This is a genomic window from Gluconobacter sp. DsW_058 (genome assembly GCF_002153615.1).
In the GTDB taxonomy this organism is placed as follows: Bacteria; Pseudomonadota; Alphaproteobacteria; order Acetobacterales; family Acetobacteraceae; genus Gluconobacter; species Gluconobacter cerinus.
Map to the genome: position 1 here is coordinate 337,729 of NZ_JOPH01000005.1, position 15,765 is coordinate 353,493.

Annotated in this window: 16 protein-coding genes; 9 read left to right on the forward strand and 7 right to left on the reverse strand. The window is 56.7% G+C overall.

Features of this window, described 5'->3' with window-relative positions:
- Positions 1-47 precede the first annotated feature (47 nt).
- Positions 48-1,193, forward strand: a complete 1,146-nt coding sequence (dnaJ, locus tag HK24_RS04950; protein ID WP_086633542.1) for a molecular chaperone DnaJ — start codon at positions 48-50, stop codon at positions 1,191-1,193.
- Between the two features lie 127 nt (positions 1,194-1,320).
- Here dnaJ and HK24_RS04955 read toward each other — a convergent pair whose 3' ends face one another.
- The 5 genes from HK24_RS04955 to HK24_RS04975 form a co-directional block, all read right to left on the reverse strand.
- Complete coding sequence (locus HK24_RS04955) at positions 1,321-2,217, reverse strand: type 1 glutamine amidotransferase domain-containing protein (RefSeq protein ID WP_233126114.1); 897 nt, start codon at positions 2,215-2,217, stop codon at positions 1,321-1,323.
- 401 nt (positions 2,218-2,618) lie between these two features.
- The gene (lldD, locus tag HK24_RS04960; RefSeq protein WP_086633544.1) at positions 2,619-3,770 is read right to left on the reverse strand and encodes an FMN-dependent L-lactate dehydrogenase LldD; all 1,152 of its coding nucleotides are present in this window, start codon (positions 3,768-3,770) and stop codon (positions 2,619-2,621) included.
- A gap of 139 nt (positions 3,771-3,909) precedes the next feature.
- A complete protein-coding gene (locus HK24_RS04965) occupies positions 3,910-4,473 on the reverse strand; it encodes a histidine phosphatase family protein (protein ID WP_086633545.1) in 564 nt (187 codons plus the stop codon).
- A 133-nt stretch (positions 4,474-4,606) separates the two neighbouring features.
- Positions 4,607-5,503 (reverse strand): fructose bisphosphate aldolase, encoded by an 897-nt coding sequence (locus HK24_RS04970; RefSeq protein WP_086633546.1) that lies wholly within the window; start codon positions 5,501-5,503, stop codon positions 4,607-4,609.
- A gap of 109 nt (positions 5,504-5,612) precedes the next feature.
- Positions 5,613-6,110, reverse strand: coding sequence for an Rrf2 family transcriptional regulator (locus HK24_RS04975; protein WP_086633547.1), 498 nt, complete (start codon positions 6,108-6,110; stop codon positions 5,613-5,615).
- Between the two features lie 79 nt (positions 6,111-6,189).
- On the opposite strand from HK24_RS04975, the gene HK24_RS04980 reads away from it, so the two are divergent.
- Complete coding sequence (locus HK24_RS04980; RefSeq protein WP_086633548.1) at positions 6,190-7,368, forward strand: globin domain-containing protein; 1,179 nt, start codon at positions 6,190-6,192, stop codon at positions 7,366-7,368.
- A 3-nt stretch (positions 7,369-7,371) separates the two neighbouring features.
- On the opposite strand, the gene HK24_RS04985 is transcribed toward HK24_RS04980, so the two are convergent.
- Positions 7,372-7,977: an FMN-dependent NADH-azoreductase gene (locus HK24_RS04985; RefSeq protein WP_086633549.1), complete on the reverse strand. Its 606-nt coding sequence runs from the start codon at positions 7,975-7,977 to the stop codon at positions 7,372-7,374.
- Positions 7,978-8,070: 93 nt separating this feature from the next.
- Between HK24_RS04985 and HK24_RS04990 the strand changes: the two genes are divergently transcribed.
- Together HK24_RS04990 and dapB are read left to right on the forward strand one after the other, a co-directional pair.
- On the forward strand, positions 8,071-8,451 hold the full coding sequence (locus HK24_RS04990; RefSeq protein WP_064275657.1) for a helix-turn-helix domain-containing protein: 381 nt from the start codon (positions 8,071-8,073) through the stop codon (positions 8,449-8,451).
- A gap of 45 nt (positions 8,452-8,496) precedes the next feature.
- Complete coding sequence (gene dapB / locus HK24_RS04995; RefSeq protein ID WP_198942058.1) at positions 8,497-9,243, forward strand: 4-hydroxy-tetrahydrodipicolinate reductase; 747 nt, start codon at positions 8,497-8,499, stop codon at positions 9,241-9,243.
- Between the two features lie 24 nt (positions 9,244-9,267).
- Here the strand turns inward: dapB and HK24_RS05000 are convergent, their stop codons facing one another.
- Positions 9,268-10,065 (reverse strand): SDR family NAD(P)-dependent oxidoreductase, encoded by a 798-nt coding sequence (locus HK24_RS05000; protein WP_064275659.1) that lies wholly within the window; start codon positions 10,063-10,065, stop codon positions 9,268-9,270.
- Between the two features lie 287 nt (positions 10,066-10,352).
- On the opposite strand from HK24_RS05000, the gene metK reads away from it, so the two are divergent.
- The 5 genes from metK (at position 10,353) to HK24_RS05025 (ending at position 15,680) form a co-directional block, all read left to right on the forward strand.
- Positions 10,353-11,537 carry a methionine adenosyltransferase gene (gene metK / locus HK24_RS05005; protein WP_064275660.1) on the forward strand — a complete coding sequence of 395 codons (1,185 nt, stop codon included), beginning with the start codon at positions 10,353-10,355 and terminating at the stop codon, positions 11,535-11,537.
- A gap of 4 nt (positions 11,538-11,541) precedes the next feature.
- Positions 11,542-12,237: a tRNA (guanosine(46)-N(7))-methyltransferase TrmB gene (locus tag HK24_RS05010; RefSeq protein ID WP_080951434.1), complete on the forward strand. Its 696-nt coding sequence runs from the start codon at positions 11,542-11,544 to the stop codon at positions 12,235-12,237.
- 41 nt (positions 12,238-12,278) lie between these two features.
- Positions 12,279-13,919 (forward strand): electron transfer flavoprotein-ubiquinone oxidoreductase, encoded by a 1,641-nt coding sequence (locus HK24_RS05015; protein ID WP_064275661.1) that lies wholly within the window; start codon positions 12,279-12,281, stop codon positions 13,917-13,919.
- Between the two features lie 106 nt (positions 13,920-14,025).
- Complete coding sequence (locus tag HK24_RS05020; protein WP_086633551.1) at positions 14,026-14,775, forward strand: electron transfer flavoprotein subunit beta/FixA family protein; 750 nt, start codon at positions 14,026-14,028, stop codon at positions 14,773-14,775.
- Positions 14,775-15,680: an electron transfer flavoprotein subunit alpha/FixB family protein gene (locus HK24_RS05025; RefSeq protein ID WP_086633552.1), complete on the forward strand. Its 906-nt coding sequence runs from the start codon at positions 14,775-14,777 to the stop codon at positions 15,678-15,680. Before HK24_RS05020 ends, HK24_RS05025 begins: the two co-directional genes overlap by 1 nt.
- Positions 15,681-15,765 lie beyond the last annotated feature (85 nt).

Below are 15,765 nucleotides of genomic sequence, written 5' to 3' on the forward strand. Positions count from 1 at the left end.
GGGGGTGGGCGCCGTTCTTGTTTCCGGCCCTCAGACAAGGACCGATCATGGCCACGAAGATCGATTACTACGAAAGCCTCGAAGTTTCGCGTACTGCTTCCGGAGATGAGCTGAAGAAAGCTTTCCGCAAGCAGGCCATGCGTTATCACCCGGATCGTAACCCTGGTGATGATGCAGCCGAGCAGAAATTCAAGGAAATCAACGAAGCCTATGACGTCCTGAAGGACGAGCAGAAGCGCGCAGCCTACGACCAGTACGGACACGCAGCCTTTGACGGCGGCATGGGTGGAATGGGCGGCGGCGGCGGAGGCTTTGGTGGTTTCGGCGCCGGTGGTCTTGGGGACATCTTTGACCAGATGTTCGGAGACATGATGGGCGGCCGCCGTGGCGGTGGACGTCGTACAGGTGCTGACGTTCAGGTTCAGGTTGAAATCAGTCTGACCGAAGCCTTCTCCGGCGTAACCAAGAGCGTTGAAGTCCGCACGCGCGTTGCCTGTGAATCCTGTCATGGTTCTGGCTCCGCGGATGCCGGTGGTGGCAGCACGACCTGCGCTACCTGCCACGGTGCGGGTAAAGTCCGCGCGCAGCAGGGTTTCTTCCTTGTCGAGCGTCCCTGCCCCACCTGTCATGGGTCAGGCCGTACGGTTCGCAATCCGTGCAAGGTCTGTCAGGGCACAGGCACGCAGGCAAAGACTGAGACCCTTCAGATCGAAATCCCAGCTGGCGTTGAGGATGGCACGCGCATCCGCATGGCAGGCCGCGGTGAAGCCGGGGGAGAAGGTGTGCAGCCCGGCGATCTGTATGTGCACGTCTCGGTCCTGTCGCATGACATCTTCCAGCGTGACGGCGCCAATATCTACTGCCGCGTTCCGCTGCGCATGACGCAGGCTGCACTGGGGACGGAGGTTGAGGTTCCAGTCATTGACGGAAGCCGCACCCGCGTCCGCATTCCTGCAGGGACGCAGACAGGTGAAACCTTCCGCCTGCGCGGCAAGGGATTCTCCGTATTGCGGTCTTCTGCCCGTGGCGACATGTACATTCAGGTCTCGGTGGAAACACCGCATCACCTGACCAAGCGCCAGCGCGAACTTCTTGAAGAGTTCGAGAAAGAAGCGGGTGACGATCACGCCAAGGCAAGCCCTGAAAACAGCGGCTTCTTTGCCAAGGTCCGTGATTTCTTCGAAGGTCGCTGATTTTAAAATACCCCTCCCGAAACGGAGGGGTATTTTTTTGGAAAATCCCTGCTGCTAACTCGCACTTCTGCGGCGGGATTTATTGTTTTCCACCTTCAACCACAGACATGAACGCTGTCAGGAGACGTCATTTAAGCGACGGCACGTCCTGTGGTTTTGTCTGATTATCGAGAGCTTTTATTAAAGCCACACTAAATTCCTTATCGGAAAACGGCTGCTGTGCCGTGATAAGCTCACGGTCTGTCACGACGTTAGGGGTCCAGGCTTTGGCCGTCTCAACAGTAGCTCCTGCATCCGTCAGCGCGGTAGCGGGGTAGAAAAAAACGTGTCCGTTGAGTTGATGCGTTTCGGCGAAGTGCTCTTCTGGTATCGAAAAAACAGTCATACGGTAGCCTGCGTACGGCCACCCTCCTGCCAGTTGGCGAATGTCATTCATATTGCCGGTCATCAGTGCGTCATGAAAACCGCTGGCATCTGGCAAGCTGGACGCCAATGCAACCGGACCATGGCAGATCAGAGCAGTCGTTTTTCCAGCAGAGTGGAAAGCACGCAGGATCTTCCCCAGGTCAGGATCGGTCATCAGATCCTCTAGTGGTGCATGGCCACCGGGAATAACAATCCCAACATAGGCATTAATCCCCTCAGCATTGACCGAAGCGAGAGAGCGGGGATGTTTGAGTGAGTCCAGGCCTTCGACGAACTGTATCGTATCCTGTAGAGCTTTCTCACTGCCTCCAAAATATCGAGGGGATGCAGAGTGTGCGTCCCACTTCACAGCATTGCCTTTCGGGTCAGCGAATACGGGTTCATAGCCAGCCTGGATCAGGGCTTTTACCGGGACTGCGAATTCATTGAGATAGAAGCCCGTGGGATACTTTTGACCGCTGCGCAATGTGAGTTCATTTGCGCTGGAAAGAACGACCAGTACGCGTCCCTTACTCTGGCTCTGTGACTTAGCCTGGAGACTGGACCCACAGAGTGTGGTCGTAACAAGGACTAGGGTGAGAGCAATACCGCGCAGCATGAACATCATCCTTTTCGGGTGGAGCAAAGCCCGTGAAGCGCCGCCATACGACGAGCGGCAGTTACTGAATGCTGACCGATCATCAGGCTTCAGTCCAGAACCGTATCAAGTCTGAGAGCCGCCAGTTTTAGAGCTACTCTTCTAGTGACGTTTCGCAGAAAATTGGGACATTTCTTCTGTATCCATTCATTGAGGCACATGCTTTGAGCTCGCGAATAGAGCGACCTTTGATCACGACAAACCTAAGCCAGGGCTGATTGCTACAGCTTTTAAAATTGCGGATCTTTTTCTTTAATCCGCAATTATCAAATCTGCCCCTTAACGGGTGCGGGATGGGTCAAAACGCCCCGATATAGCGTTTGGAACAGCGCCTCAGTTTACGCGGCAGAGTTTGAAAAAGATCACCTGCACTCCGCAGCCAGCCGTGCAAGACTCTCTGGTGTCAGATCGGATATGGCACTGGCCCCTGTCAGGGTCATGGCAACACGGAGCTCCTTCTCCATGATGTCGAGCACATTCTCCACACCTTTCTGGCCACCGGCAGCAAGCGCGTAGACGAAGGCGCGCCCCAGCAGAACAGCATCCGCCCCCATCGCAACCATCCGGGCGATGTCGAGGCCGGATCGAATGCCTGAATCTGCCAGGATTTTCAGGTCGCCCTTCACGGCATCCACGATCGGCGGGAGTGCGCGGGCACTGGAGAGGACACCATCAAGCTGGCGACCGCCGTGATTGGAAACAACAATGCCATCCGCACCGAAACGGACAGCATCTTTGGCATCTTCAGGATCGAGAATACCTTTGATAATCATGGGACCATCCCAGTACTCGCGGATCCATTCCAGATCTTTCCAGCTAATGGACGGATCAAAATTATTGGCGAGCCAGCCGATATAATCTTCCAGCTTGGTTGGATTTCCGCGATAGCGTGAAATATTGCCCAAGTCGTGCGGTCTGCCGCGAAGACCCACATCCCAAGCCCATATAGGATGTGTCACGGCCTGAAGGTAACGCCGGATGTTGGCATGGGAGCCGGACATTCCCGAATGGGCATCGCGATAACGCGCACCCGGCGTCGGCATATCTACGGTGAACACCAGAGTCGTAATGCCCGCAGCTTTCGCGCGTTCCAGGGCATTCTTCATGAATCCCCTGTCTTTGAGAACATAAAGCTGGAACCAGATGGGCACCGGGCTTCTACCCTGCACCTCCTCGATGGGGCACACCGATACTGTGGACAACGTGAAAGGAATGCCCTTACGCGCCGCAGCCCTTGCTGCCTGCACTTCCCCGCGGCGAGCATACATGCCCGTCAGTCCAACAGGGGCAAGAACCGCAGGAATATTCAGTTTGCGCCCGAACAACTCAGTCCCGGTCGTCAAACCGGACACGTTTTTCAAGATGCGTTGCCGTAGGGAAATATCTGCAAGGTCTGTGATGTTCCGCCGCATTGTCTGCTCTGCGTAGGAACCGCCATCAATATACTGGAACAGAAAAGGCGGCAGACGGCGTCGGGCTGCCTCACGATAATCAGTGGCTGAGGAAATAATCATCTGGCAGCTCCCATGAGTCTTTAATGAACGGGAGACTGCCAGCCTGTTTGATGACAACCAAGGCACTATCGTCTGCCCTGACGTTATGTTGCACAAAACTCCCGGCAGGAACGCGGCACTGGCTCCTCATCCTTGCCGATCAGGCATTCAGCCTGCGTAAAACGCGTACGCCTCGATGAACATCAAGAACAGACACTGATGCCGTATCCAGGGCCAGATTTTCTCCAAGTCGCACATCATTATGGATCCACACACCAATCAAGCTGCGAAGAATATGACCGTGTGCAAACAGGGCAATTGTTCCTCCCTGTGCTGTCAGCCGCTCCAGCAAGCCACTGACCCGTTTCTGAACCTGGGCAGCCGTCTCGCCATTTTCCACGTCAGACGTCCACAAAGACCAGTCGGGCTCGGCTTTCAAAATTTCCGGCGTGGTGAGCCCTTCGTACACGCCATAATTCCATTCCATGAGATCAGGCTCGATCTGAGCCTGCTCGCCCAGCCCGGCAAGAACACAGGTTTCATGCGCCCGCTGAAGCGGACTGGTGAACACCTGATCAAAGTTCTGATGTTCCAGACGGCCCTTAAGAGACCGCGCCTGCTTACGTCCGTTTTCCGTCAGGGCAATATCCGTACGCCCCGTGTGCTGGCCGCTGATGGTCCATTCTGTTTCGCCGTGGCGAATTAGCCAGAGGGTGGTGCTCATGGCGCATGCCTTCCCTATGGGCTTTCAGTAACTGGAAGCCCTTTGCCAGCCCGAAGCTGGATTGCTGAAATTTCTGGATCAGAGGCGAATGGCGCGCGGATTTCGTATGCTCACCCGCCTCTCAAGCCGCTGTTCAGATCTTGTGAACAGAAGCGTCGTAAATCTTGTCCACGACCTTACTCAGGGTTTCGTTGAACGCCTGATCGGACTGTGAAACGCGCAGATCATCCACGAGAGCCCGCGAGAAGCTGGCGATCATGCCATGATTGGCTTTGAGCTTCTGGCAGGCTTCATCGAGAGGATAACCGCCTGAAAGCGCGACAACGCGCTGCATGCGCGGATGCTTCATCACGCGGGCATACAGGTCCGGCTTTTCAGGCAACGTCACCTTCAGCATAACCGGATAATCTCCCGGAAGCGCTTCCAGTCCACTCAGAACAGCGTCTTCGAGGAGCACTTCAGCCTCAGCCTTTTCCGGGCTCTTCACCAGGACTTCCGGCTCAAGGATGGGGACGAGTCCGTGCGATGCCACCTGCGCCGCAATATCGAACTGCTGCTGAACAATGCTCTTAATGGCAGCAGGATTGGCCAGACGGATCACTGACCGTTCCTTGGTACCGTAAATGCCAAGCTTCGCCGCTCGTTCCAGCAGTTCATCCAGGCCCGGAATGGGCTTCATGAGCTGAACACCGTCTTTTTCGTCTTCGAGACCTTTATCGATCTTCAGAAACGGGACGATTCCACAGGTTTTCCAGAGATGGGACGGCACTGGAGTGCCGTCGACCGTGCCATCCATTGTTTTCTCAAACAGGATTGCGGCAAGGACCTCGTGGCTCTGGAAAGCAGGAGAGGAAATGATGCGAACGCGCATTTCATGCATCAGACGGAACATGTCCGCGTCGTTCGAGTAGGCATCCGGCCCGATGCCATAGTGTGCCAGAGCCTTGGGAGTCGATCCGCCGCTTTGATCAAGAGCCGCGATAAATCCGGGAGTTTTTGACACCTGCTCGGCCATTTTTGCATCAGGCATGAACACTACATCCTTTTCTTCAGTCACATGACCAGAAGTAACGACTGACCTTCGCGCGGGATTGGAGACTCTTCCAATCACATTGCACGGATCACCCAAAGGACGCGGTTCAACCCTGCTGGAGCGGCAGGGAAATCAGTTTTTTTTCAATATTGTTGGACGGGGGTTCGGCTAATTCTGGAAACAGTCTCGCCAGATCCGCAGGCTGAAGAAGATCTGCCAGAGTGTAGTGATCGAGCACGGCCAGAAATGCGGAAAGCGCCTCTCCCAACACGCCACGCAAGCGGCAGGAAGGAGACAGAACACAGGCACGGCTTCCTGTTGCCCGGCCCTCACAGTCCACGAGCATCATATCGTCTTCCGTAAACCGGACGACCTCTCCCACACCGATGTCCTGTGCCGGGCGACCCAACGTCAGGCCACCGCCACGACCTCGTACGGTGGTGATGAAACGCCCCTGCCCCAGACGATGCACAACCTTCACCAGATGGTTTTCAGAGATGCCGTACGCCTCGGCAATTTCGCGGATAGAGACGCGCACAGTCGGGCGTGCCCCGATGTAGAGCAGGGTCCGCAAGGCATAGTCGGTATGCAGGGTCAGGCGCATACGAGTCCTCTGGCAGATTGACAGTCAGAAGTCACGCGCTTAAAGGTATATTTATTATACACCTTTAAGAAGACCCATCATGTCCTCTTCCGACCGCAGCCTCACGCCAGACGTCATCGCCACCATCAAGGCGACCATTCCGGCCCTCGAAGCGCATGGTCTCGACATCACCAGTGAGATGTACCGCCGCCTTCTGGCTGATCCGGCCATTGCTGAGATGTTTGATCCGACCCATCAATCCAAAGGAACGCAGCCACGCGCGCTCGCCATGGCCGTCCTGGCCTATGCCCGGAACATCGATAATCTCGGAGTGATGGGTGGAGCGGTTGAGCGCATTGCCCAGAAGCATGTCAGCCTGGAAATTCTGCCAGAGCATTACCCTCATGTGGCCACTGCCCTGATCGGCGCGATTCAACATGTTCTGGGAGACGCCGCGACACCTGCAATTCTGGATGCATGGGGCCGTGCTTACTGGGCTTTGGCTGACATTCTGATGGGCCGGGAAGGCCAGCTTTATGACGCCAGCACACATGCCGAGGGCGGCTGGACCGGATGGCGCGACTTCACGATCATCAATGCAACGCGCGAATGCGACAATGTCACGACGCTGGAACTGAAGCCTACAGACGGCAAAACCGTCATTCAGGCTATCCCCGGCCAATATCTGGGTGTGGACCTAAATGTTCCGGGACATGGGCAGACCCGACGTAACTACAGCATCACATCGCGCCCTAACCACGTTTCCTACACCATTAGCGTACGCCATGTTCCGAACGGTGTAGTTTCCACATGGCTCAATAGTTCGGAATGCAAGGGCCATCAGGTTCGACTGTCACCGCCAGCAGGTGAGTTTGTCCTTCCCCAAAAGAGCGACACACCCCTCGCCTTCATCTGTGCGGGCATTGGAATGACACCCATGATCGGGATGATCGAGTCTTTGGCAGCGCAGGCAACCTCACCAACGGTCAGTATTATTCAGATTGCCCATTCTGAAACGGCCGCACCGTTTTCAGGAAAGCTGAGCAGTCTTGCCAAAGAAGCGAAAAGCCCGATTACGCTTCATACACGCCTGACATCCGTTGACGGGCGCCCGGATGCGGCATGGATCGCTGATCGCATTCCGGAAAACGCCACCTGCTACCTATGCGGCCCGACAGGGTTCATGCGTGACCTGATTCAGGGGCTCTCAAAAGCCGGCATTCCGGCCGACCGTCTGCGTTATGAGACGTTCGGACCGGATACCGGCGTGACTGACTAATTGTCAGAGGGCGGCGATGACGCTTTCCGCTTCCGCAAGGATGCGAGGGCGATCATTGCCGCCGTTGACTGCCAGGCCTTCTGCTTCAATGACCTTCACGTCCGTGACGCCAAGGAAGCCAAGAACGGCCTTGAGATAAGTGACCTGATGCTCAAAGGCTGCCTGCGGCGTGCCTTCCGAATAAATGCCACCACGCGCCACGGCGAGAATCACGGTCTTACCGCCAGCAAGTCCTTCGACACCATTCGCACCATAGCGGAATGTCTGTCCGGCAATGGCAATGCGATCAATCCATGCCTTGAGCTGGCTCGGAATGCCAAAGTTATACATCGGCACACCGAGTACGAGAATGTCGGCCTCCTTAAAATCGGAAAGGGCTTTCGCGCCCGCGACCAGATCCTTGTTGGAGGCAGCGTCTTCCGTAAGGTTCTTGCCCAGAAAAGACAGAGCTTCGCCGTCCAGATGAGGAAGCGGGTTCGCTGCCAGATCAAGGGATGTAACGTCCAGATCCGGATGCTTCTGACGGTAGCGGTCCACAATCGCCACACTCAGCTGGCGTGTTGCGGAATACCCGCCAAGAATGCTGGAATCGATATGAAGCAGTTTCATTGTAATCTCTTTCGGTTCCTGATCGTAACCAGCATATGATAAGAAACCTTTTCCTCACCTCCGCAAGACGGCACATTCAGGGATCATAGGCACATGGATGTTAGTACCCTTCCCCCTCCAGAAGCTCATGAGAGCGATACATGCGCCGTTGTCCGGGCCATTCTGGCGCGTGTGGGAGACAAGTGGAGCATCCTGATCGTGCGGATGCTGGGAGACGGCTCCATGCGTTTTAGTGAACTCCGTCGTTCCATCGAAGGTATTTCACAACGCATGCTCACGCTGACATTGCGCAATCTGGAGCGCGATGGGCTGGTTGCCCGCACCGTCACCCCCACCACTCCGCCTCGCGTGGATTATGAATTGACCGATCTCGGGCACTCTCTGCAAAGCATTACCGAAGCATTCGGACGCTGGGCTGTCACACACCGGGATCAGATCGAAAATGCCCGCCTCCGTTTTGACGCACGCCAATAATCCCTTAGGTTGCGCCCAATAGTTTCTGACGGTCAGGCACGGATTATGACGACTTCTCCCCGCATCGGTATCGCTGGCATCACTGGGCGTCTGGGCGCTCTCTGCGCTGAAGAAGCGGGAGACTCCCTGGCTGGCGGGCTGTCCCGTCACGCAGATGCAGCACGCAGCATCACCAATAACCCGGCAGAATTAGCGACACGCTGCGACGTCATTATCGACGTCAGCCATGCCTCAACCGCAGTACCCCATGCAGAAGCCTTCACAGCGGCAAAGTGCCCTTGGGTTCTGGGAACGACCGGCCTTGACGCTAAGGCCCAGGCTGCCGTGAGCGAGGCTGCAAAACATATTCCGGTTTTACAGGCTGCCAATTTCTCCCCGGCGTTGACGCTTTTTCTGGAGCTCGCGAAGCAGCTTGGCGCAGGGCTACCAGGTTATGATGCAGAAATCGTAGAGATTCATCACCGGCAGAAAGTTGATGCACCGTCCGGCACCGCGCTGGCCATTGGACGCGCAGTTGCTGAAGGACGAAACGTAGCGTTCGAGGATGTTGCTCGCCTGGATCAGAACGGCCCGCGACCGGATAACGCTATCGGATTTGCCTCACTGCGTGGAGGGCAGATTATTGGCGAGCATGATCTTCTCTTTATGGCCGCAGATGAACAGATCACCCTGTCTCATCGTGCGCTGGATCGACGGGTTTTCGCGCGCGGTGCACTGATGGCTGCACGCTGGCTGGCCCATCAGCCTCCTGGCCTTTACGGCATGGCAGATGTTCTTCGTCGGAAAGACTGATCCTTCCGACGAAGTATTTAGTGGTTAGCCGCCCGAGATTTCGAGGTTCACACCCGTCATAAAGCTGGAGTCGTCGCCCAGAAGGAACGCCACCACACCTGGGATTTCGCTGATATCGCCATAACGACGCATCGGCACACTACCGATCATCTGCTTAGAAACTTCTTCAGGATTGGTGGAGAAGTACTGCGTGTTGGCCTTGGCCTGCAGTTCCACCTGTCGATCCCACATGAAACCAGGGCCCATATAACCTGGGCTGATGGCGTTAACGCGGATGTTGTAGGGTGCCAGATCCTGGGCTGCAGTTTCCGTCAGGGCGATGATGGCACCTTTGGATGCCCCGTAAGCCGCCATGTTCGGCGGTCCTTTTACACCTGCCATGCTGGCAGTATTCACGATGCTACCGTAACCGTTCTCGATCATGTGCCGTGAGACAGCCTTCATCACATGGAAGGCGCCTGTGACATTGATGTTCAGAACACGCGGGAAATCTTCGGACGGATAATCCTGAACCGGGGCAAAGGCACCCTGATATCCGGCATTATTGAAGAGGAAATCGATTTTTCCAAACTCTTCGACAACGCGGCCGACGACATCGATCACTGACTGCTCGGATGTGACATCACAGACGTAGGACGCAGCTTTCACGCCCTTCTCCCGCACAGCAGCTTCCGCCTTGGCCAGAGCGTCCGGATTCATGTCGAGCAGAGCAATTTCCGTGCCCATTTCTGCCAGCCGAAGTGCCGTCGCGAGGCCAATATTGCCCCCGGCACCCGTAACAAGACAGACTTTACCGCTAAAGAAACTTACGACGTACGCCATTGGTGCCTCATGAAAATACGGTGCTCTCACCTGCGGCCCACAATATCGAGATCGAAGGCGGTCGTCTCCCCCTGATTTCGCACCATGAGAAAACGTGAATATTCCTATCGGTTTTCCTGATTTTCCAAAGACTTCCCTTTGGATTTCACAGAAAAAATGTCCAAGTTTTCCTAAGCCCCTTGACCCCTGCGTTCAATTCCGCCAAGCCGTGCCTCTCCTGAATGCTGCATCCGTTCGTCATGACGTCTGCAGCCCTTCTCACCACTCATTCCCTGCGAGGTCCCTGAGTGCGCAATCACGGCGATTTCCTGTTCACCTCTGAATCTGTTTCCGAGGGCCATCCCGATAAGGTGGCAGACCGTATCTCCGACACAGTTCTGGACGCTTATCTTGAAGCCGATCCGGAAGCCCGCGTTGCCTGTGAAACGCTGGTCACCACGAACCGTGTCATTCTGGCCGGTGAAGTCCGTGGCCCCGAGGCCGTCGAAGACACGCTGATCGACCGCGTCCGTGAGGCCATCAAGGACATCGGCTACGACCAGGCTGGCTTCTCCTGGAAGACGGCTGACATCACGTCTTACCTTCACGCACAGTCTGCTGACATTGCCCAAGGCGTGGACAGCGGCAGCGACAAGGACGAAGGCGCTGGCGATCAGGGCATCATGTTTGGTTTCGCCACGCGCGAAACCGAAAACCTGATGCCGGCTCCGCTGTTTTACGCCCAGACGATCCTTGAGCGTATCCGCGACTACCGCAAGAACGGCGACGCCCGCGGCGCTGGCCTTCTTCCGGATGCGAAGAGCCAGGTCACGCTGCGTTATGTCGATGGCAAGCCGGTTGGCGTCACGTCTGTCGTGATTTCCACGCAGCACGCTGAAGGCATGAGCCAGAACACGATCCGCGAAACGCTTCGCGGCGTGGTCAATGACGTTCTGCCGAATGGCTGGAGCTGCCCGGAAGACGAGTTCTATGTGAACCCGACCGGCAACTTCGTCATCGGTGGCCCGGATGGCGATGCAGGCCTGACCGGCCGCAAGATCATCGTGGACACCTACGGCGGTGCAGCCCCTCATGGTGGTGGCGCATTCTCCGGCAAGGACCCCACGAAGGTTGACCGCTCGGCTGCCTATGCTGCGCGCTACCTTGCCAAGAACGTTGTTGCTGCTGGTCTTGCAGATCGCTGCACGATCCAGCTCAGCTATGCGATTGGCGTCTCCAAGCCGCTTTCGGTCTATGTGGACCTCGATGGCACAGGCAAGGACATCGACGAAGCACGCCTTGGTCTGCTCCTCAATGAAGTTGTGGACCTGTCCCCGCGCGGCATCCGCAAGCACCTGCGCCTGAACCGCCCGATCTATGTTCCGACGTCTGCCTATGGTCACTTCGGTCGTGTGCCGAATGAGGCTCTGGACAACTTCACGTGGGAAAAGACAGATCTGGTCGACACCCTCCGTAACGCACTGAACAGGTAAGACCCTGACACAGTCTCTCAAACCCCAGCCGGAGCGGCTTTACGGCCGCCAACGCGGCCATCCGCTCCGGGCCAGGCAGCAGCGCCTTCTCGAAGACGTTCTGCCGCGCTTTACATTCGCGTCTGCTGAAAATCCGACAGCCGGATTTTCCACGCCTGTATCGCGCGTTTTTCTCGAAATCGGATTTGGTGGCGGCGAGCATGCCGCTGCCCAGTCTGAAATGAACCCTGATGTCGGGTACATTGCTTCTGAAGTTTTCGAGAACGGCTTGTGCTCGCTTATGTCGCGTCTTGTCCCAGAAGGACAGGACGAGACAGCCGAGCCTCCGCCTCATTTCCGGATCTGGCCAGAAGACGCTCGGCAACTCCTGAAGGATATGCCGGACAATTGCCTGGATCGGGCTTATCTGATGTTTCCGGATCCATGGCCCAAATCACGCCATGCGAAGCGTCGTTTCATCCACCCGGAAAACCTCAAGGAGGTTCACCGCGTTCTGAAACCTGGAGCAATCTGGCGCGTCGCCAGCGATCATCCGGTCTATCAGGAATGGGTGACGGAAGTGATGGGCAAACAGGATCTGTTTGATGCACCGCCTCCGGAAACGGAACGTCCCGAAGGATGGTCCCCAACCCGATATGAGGCCAAAGCCTTCCGGGAAGGTCGACAGCCTTTCTACTGGACATTTACCCGGCGCCCTTGAGGCGCCGTCCCTTTATCTGACTACAGTGAGTTCCTGACATCATGACCCAGATCGAACGCGAAGAAATGGAATTCGATGTCGTGGTGGTCGGTGGTGGCCCCGCCGGTCTGTCCGCGGCAATCCGCCTGCGACAGATTGCTCCGGACGCCTCGGTCTGCCTGATCGAAAAGGGTAGCGAAATCGGTGCGCACATCGTCTCGGGTGCTGTCATCGAACCGCGTTCGCTTGAGGAACTCCTGCCAGACTGGCGCTCTCTTGGTGCGCCCCTGAATACGGAAGTCACGGAAGAGCGCATGCTTTTCCTGACGGAAAAGCGCGCCATTCAGATTCCCTATCTGGATCGTGTCATGCCCCATATGGCGAACCACGGAAATTATGTGGTGTCTCTGGGGGAAGTCTGTCGCTGGCTGGGTGAACAGGCAGAAGCGCTGGGCGTTGAGATCTACCCCGGTTTTGCGGGCGCTGAACTGTTCATTGAGAACAATCGCGTTGCTGGCGTCATTACAGGCGATATGGGCATTGAGCGCGATGGCACGCATGGCTCCAACTTCACGCCCGGCATGATCCTGCGTGCCAAACAGACAATCCTGACCGAAGGCGCACGCGGCTCGCTGAGCGCCCACGCCATGAAGCGTTTCGGCCTGCGCAAGGATGTCGATACACAGACTTATGGCCTGGGCATCAAGGAAGTCTGGGAAATCCCGAAGGAAAAGCATCGCCCCGGCCTCGTCCAGCACAGCTTTGGCTGGCCACTGGACGACCACACCTACGGTGGCGCGTGGCTCTATCATTTCGGGGAAAATCTGGTCAGCTACGGCTTCGTGACTGGCCTCGACTACAGCAACACCTACCTCTCCCCCTTTGAGGAAATGCAGCGTACGAAGCTGCACCCGGCATTCCGGGAACATTTTGAAGGTGGAAAGCGCCTGATCTACGGCGCCCGCGCGCTCTCGGAAGGTGGGCTTCAGTCCATTCCCCGCCTGACATTCCCAGGCGGTGTTTTGGCTGGCGATTCGGCGGGCTTCCTGAATGTTCCCAAGATCAAGGGAACACATACCGCCATGAAGTCCGGCATGCTGGCCGCCGAGGCTGTAGCCGAAGCGCTTCAGACCGAGCGTACAGAAGCTTCAAGCCTGACAGAGCGCGTCCGCAATTCCTGGCTCTGGTCCGAATTGCGCGATGTCCGCAATATCCGTCCGGCTTTTGCCAAATGGGGCATGAAGGCTGGCGCGCTCTACGCTGGCATTGACAGCATGATCCTGCGCGGCCGCGCACCTTGGACACTGCATCATCCGCACGCAGACAATGAGACGCTACGTCCAGCGGCGCTGTGCGAGCAGATCGACTATCCGAAGCCAGACAATGTCCTAACCTTCGATCGTGTCAGCTCGGTTTTCCTAAGTGCGACAAATCACGAAGAAAACCAGCCTGTCCATCTGAAACTGCGCAACGAAGCCATCTGGCGCACCGTCAATCATGACGTGTTTGACGCGCCGGAAAGCCGTTACTGCCCGGCAGGTGTGTATGAGCAGGAAAAGAGTGGAGACAATGACTGGTCGCTGCGCATCAATGCGCAGAACTGCGTCCACTGCAAAACCTGCGATATCAAAGACCCGACGCAGAACATTGAATGGTGCACGCCAGAAGGTAGCGGCGGCCCGAACTACCCTGTCGGGATGTAAATCCTCTAAACAGACGGGCCGCTTCCTGACCGGAATGTGACTTCCTGATCCATTTCCGCTACGGTGGCGGCCGTTTTTCCAGCGGCGTCAGCAGCGAAAGATCACGATGAAAATTCTGGTCCCAGTCAAAAGGGTGGTCGATTACAACGTCAAGGTACGTGTAGCGGCCGATGGTAGTGGTGTCGAAACGCAGGGACTGAAAATGTCTCTGAATCCGTTCGATGAAATTGCGGTGGAAGAAGCCATCCGCCTACGCGAAAAAGGCGTGGTAACCGAAGTGGTCGTGGTGACCATCGGCGTTCAGGCCGCGCAGGATATCCTGCGTACCTCAATGGCGATGGGCGCAGACCGGGCCATTCTGGTCAAAACAGATGATACGCTTGAGCCTCGCGCCGTTGCCAATGCGCTGAAAGCCGTTGTCGAACGTGAACAGCCGGGTCTTGTCTGCATGGGCAAGCAGGCCATTGACGATGACATGAATGCAACAGGCCAGATCCTGGCAGCAAAGCTCGGCTGGCCTCAGGGCACGTTCGCCAGCGCAGTGACCATTGCGGACGGCCGCATTGAAGTCGCCCGTGAAATCGACGGTGGTACGGAAGTTGTCTCCCTGGCGCTTCCCGCCGTGGTGACCGCCGATCTGCGCCTGAACGAGCCGCGCTATGCGTCCCTCCCGAACATCATGAAGGCTCGTAAGAAGCCACTTGAAACGCTTGAAGCCGCAGATCTCGGTGTTGACCTTGCCTCCCGCCTGACCATCGTATCTGTCGCCGAGCCGACGGAACGCAAGGAAGGTATCAAGCTGGGCAGTGCGGCCGAACTGGTCGAAAAGCTCAAGACAGAAGCGAAGGTGATCTGATGACCGCTCTTGTTCTGCTCGAAGTCGAGAATGGTGAAGTTCGTCAGGCATCACGTTCAGCCCTGACAGCCGCCGCACGCTTTGGCGATGTAGACGCCATCGTTTTTGGTGAAGGCGCCAGCGCAGCCGCAGCCCTTCCTGGGGTAAAGCGGGTTCTATCCGTGCCAGCTCTGGCCACGGATCTGGCGGAGCCTGCCGCCGACCTGCTTGCGTCCATTGCAAAGGACTACAGCCACATCGTGGCGTCTGCCTCAGCAAGCGGAAAGAATATCCTGCCACGCTTGGCGGGCCTGCTTGACGTGCAGCCTGTTCCGGACGTTGTGGAGATCAAGGACGCCGAGACGTTCGTGCGTCCCATCTACGCGGGCAATGCACTGGCAACAGTTCGCTCTGCCGACAGCATCAAGGTTCTGACCATTCGCAGTTCCAGCTTTGATCCTGCTCCAAAGGATGGCGGCTCTGCAGCGATCGAAACACTGGAAGCCCCAACCAGCGAAAAGTCAGTTTTCGTGAAGGTTGAGTTGTCAGCGTCCGATCGTCCGGAACTGGAATCCGCCCGGGTGGTCATTTCTGGCGGTAAAGGCATGAAGGATGCAGCCAACTTTAAGCTGCTTGAGCCGATCGCTGACAAGCTGAATGCCGCAATTGGTGCGTCCCGTTCGGCGGTGGACTCCGGTTTTGCTCCGAACGAAATGCAGGTCGGGCAGACCGGCAAGATCGTGGCACCAGAACTCTACATCGCTGTCGGGTTGTCTGGCGCAATCCAGCATCTGGCTGGCATGAAGGACAGCCGCGTGATCGTGGCCATCAACACAGACCCTGAAGCCCCGATCTTCCGCGTTGCCGATTACGGTATCGTGGGTGACCTGTTTGAAGTGCTTCCGGCACTCGAAAAAGCTCTCTAACACGTCTTTGCAGGTGACCATTATGACAGGTCACCTGCAATTTTCCTGACATAGCCTGTCCAAGGCTTAAGTTGCGGAACCCCGG

Excerpts from the sequence above, each read along its gene's own strand:
- HK24_RS05020 (WP_086633551.1), top strand. The coding sequence starts at position 14,026 with ATGAAAATTCTGGTCCCAGTCAAAAGGGTGGTCGATTACAACGTCAAG.
- HK24_RS05025 (WP_086633552.1), top strand. The coding sequence starts at position 14,775 with ATGACCGCTCTTGTTCTGCTCGAAGTCGAGAATGGTGAAGTTCGTCAG.
- HK24_RS04990 (WP_064275657.1), top strand. The coding sequence starts at position 8,071 with ATGGATGTTAGTACCCTTCCCCCTCCAGAAGCTCATGAGAGCGATACA.
- HK24_RS04975 (WP_086633547.1), bottom strand. The coding sequence starts at position 6,110 with ATGCGCCTGACCCTGCATACCGACTATGCCTTGCGGACCCTGCTCTAC.
- HK24_RS05000 (WP_064275659.1), bottom strand. The coding sequence starts at position 10,065 with ATGGCGTACGTCGTAAGTTTCTTTAGCGGTAAAGTCTGTCTTGTTACG.
- HK24_RS04970 (WP_086633546.1), bottom strand. The coding sequence starts at position 5,503 with ATGCCTGATGCAAAAATGGCCGAGCAGGTGTCAAAAACTCCCGGATTT.
- HK24_RS05015 (WP_064275661.1), top strand. The coding sequence starts at position 12,279 with ATGACCCAGATCGAACGCGAAGAAATGGAATTCGATGTCGTGGTGGTC.
- HK24_RS04980 (WP_086633548.1), top strand. The coding sequence starts at position 6,190 with ATGTCCTCTTCCGACCGCAGCCTCACGCCAGACGTCATCGCCACCATC.
- lldD (WP_086633544.1), bottom strand. The coding sequence starts at position 3,770 with ATGATTATTTCCTCAGCCACTGATTATCGTGAGGCAGCCCGACGCCGT.
- HK24_RS04955 (WP_233126114.1), bottom strand. The coding sequence starts at position 2,217 with ATGCTGCGCGGTATTGCTCTCACCCTAGTCCTTGTTACGACCACACTC.
- dnaJ (WP_086633542.1), top strand. The coding sequence starts at position 48 with ATGGCCACGAAGATCGATTACTACGAAAGCCTCGAAGTTTCGCGTACT.
- HK24_RS04965 (WP_086633545.1), bottom strand. The coding sequence starts at position 4,473 with ATGAGCACCACCCTCTGGCTAATTCGCCACGGCGAAACAGAATGGACC.
- dapB (WP_198942058.1), top strand. The coding sequence starts at position 8,497 with ATGACGACTTCTCCCCGCATCGGTATCGCTGGCATCACTGGGCGTCTG.
- HK24_RS04985 (WP_086633549.1), bottom strand. The coding sequence starts at position 7,977 with ATGAAACTGCTTCATATCGATTCCAGCATTCTTGGCGGGTATTCCGCA.